The sequence below is a fragment of the Kocuria sp. genome (assembly GCF_030536815.1).
In the GTDB taxonomy this organism is placed as follows: domain Bacteria; phylum Actinomycetota; class Actinomycetes; order Actinomycetales; family Micrococcaceae; genus Kocuria; species Kocuria gwangalliensis.
The window spans coordinates 1-2,031 of sequence record NZ_JAUNPE010000288.1 but is presented as its reverse complement, the minus strand read 5'-3'; the positions used below and the strand labels follow the sequence as shown (position 1 = coordinate 2,031).

3 protein-coding genes and 1 tRNA gene are annotated in these 2,031 nt (G+C 64.8%); 3 read left to right on the top strand and 1 reads right to left on the bottom strand.

Annotation, left to right across the window (positions count from 1 at the left end):
- A partial coding sequence (locus Q4E95_RS13240; RefSeq protein WP_303383743.1) for an ATP-binding cassette domain-containing protein occupies window positions 1-547 on the bottom strand: 547 nt, incomplete at its 3' end.
- Window positions 548-614: 67 nt separating this feature from the next.
- On the opposite strand from Q4E95_RS13240, the gene Q4E95_RS13235 reads away from it, so the two are divergent.
- The 3 genes from Q4E95_RS13235 to Q4E95_RS13225 all read left to right on the top strand — a co-directional run.
- The gene (locus Q4E95_RS13235) at window positions 615-1,343 is read left to right on the top strand and encodes a hypothetical protein (RefSeq protein ID WP_129702289.1); all 729 of its coding nucleotides are present in this window, start codon (window positions 615-617) and stop codon (window positions 1,341-1,343) included.
- An 81-nt stretch (window positions 1,344-1,424) separates the two neighbouring features.
- A tRNA-Gln gene (locus Q4E95_RS13230) sits at window positions 1,425-1,496 on the top strand.
- A 65-nt stretch (window positions 1,497-1,561) separates the two neighbouring features.
- On the top strand, window positions 1,562-2,031 hold a 470-nt coding region (locus Q4E95_RS13225; protein WP_303383742.1), incomplete at its 3' end, for an NTP transferase domain-containing protein.

Below are 2,031 nucleotides of genomic sequence, written 5' to 3'. Positions count from 1 at the left end.
GGTCGTGAGTGACAACCGCCAGCGCACCCGAGTTCTTGGACCAGCGGTTGTTCAAGTGCTTGGCCAGCCACGTGATGCCGTCCACGTCCAGGTGGTTGGTGGGCTCGTCCAGGAAGATCACGTCCCAGTCCTGGGCCAGCAGGCTTGCCAGGGCCACGCGGCGTCGTTGTCCGCCGGAGAGCTCGCTGATGTCGGTGTCCCAGTCCACGTCCGAGACCAGGCCCGAAATCACGTCGCGCACCTTGGCGTCCGAGGCCCAGACATGGTCGGGAACATCGCCGACGACGGCGTGCCCCACCGTCTGATTCGGGTTCAGCGTGTCCGCCTGGTCCAGCATGCCCACGGTGGTTCCCGAGCGCACGGTGACCCGCCCGCCGTCGGGATCAATGCGGCCGGCGAGCAACCGCATGAGCGTGGATTTGCCGTCACCGTTGCGACCGACGATGCCGATCCGGTCGCCCTGGTCTATGCCTAGGGAGACCGCGTCGAAAACGGTCTTGGTCGGATACTCGAGGTGCAGATTCTCTCCGCCAATCAGATGTGCCACGCAGGCCAGGATACAAGCGTCAGGGTTATCCGGGAGAAGTGCCAGATTGGCGTGGGAGACTTGACCCATGCAAGAGACTTACGTGGCCGGGACGGTTTTGGATATTCCCCAGGACTTAGCGAGCGCCGTCGAACACGTTCGCGAGCACCCGGGGCCCGTGGAAATCACGCTGGGCGCGGACCGTCCAGTGGGTCTCCACATGGGAAGTATGGTGCGTCGCCAGGCAGGCGATCAGTTGCGCAAGGCCGGCGCCGATCCGCTGATCCTGCGCGCACCGGTGTCCGTGGACGAGGACATGCCTGACGAGGGCGTGATCGCCGAGGCCGACGCCGCTCTGGTCCTGGCCCACGGCGTGGGCGCCCAGGCGCTCGTGCTCGCGTTGGGCGGCGTCACCCACCGCGGTCGACAGCGGCAACGGCTGTACTCCATGGTGGCCGCGCTCGCAGAAGCAGCTTCGGCTCAGGACGTGCGACTGCTCATGCAGAACCACACCACCGTGGACGAGGTGGTCATGCTCCTGGTACTCCTGGACCGAGAATTCGATCAGGACACCCTGGACGTCACCGAACCCGAGGTCACCTCACTCGCTTGGGACGTGTCCCGCTCTCGAGGCGCAGGCCAGTCCGACGCGGATGCGTGGGAATTCGTGCAGCGTGCAGCCAAACGCGCTCCCGTGCTCGTGCGCGGACTGGAGCCGGGGGAGACCCGCCACCTCGCCCAGGCGTTACCGGGTTTCGAGGAGGCCATGGCCAACGGCCGCGTGGTCACGGTGGAACACTGCTCGGGATCGCACTGACCGAAGTTCGGGAAATGTTATGGTAATTTTCCGTGCATCCCGTGTGGTGCACGGTTGTGTTGTCACGACAGTGACGACCTTTCCGCCATGGTGTAATTGGCAGCACACCGGCCTTTGGAGCCGTGAGTCTAGGTTCGAGTCCTAGTGGCGGAACGCACGAACCACCCAGGTGCAGATGGGTTCCCCCACCTGACGAGCAACCACGAGGAGTTAGCTCAGTGAGCATCGTCGATACCGCTGCCGATCAGAGCGCCGCGACCGGCGGGTCCAACCCCGCAGCAATCATTGTTCTGGCCGCCGGCAAGGGCACCCGCATGAAGTCCAAGACCCCCAAGATCTTGCATGAGATCGGGGGTCGTTCCATGGTGGGGCACGCCCTCAAGGTCGCCCGGGAACTGAACCCGGAGCAGCTCGTGGCGGTCATTCGTCACCAGCGTGATCTCGTGGAAGCGCACATCAATGAGCTGGATTCCGGCGTGTTGATTGCGGACCAGTCGGACGTTCCCGGCACCGGCAGTGCAGTGGATGCGGGTCTGGACGTTCTGGACCGTGAAGCTCCGGTGTCCGGCACCGTGGTCGTGACCTACGGCGACGTTCCGCTGCTCACCGCGCAGACCCTGCAGGACTTCGTGACCTACCACCGCGACCACGGCAACGCCGTGACGGTGCTGACCGCTGATCACCCCAC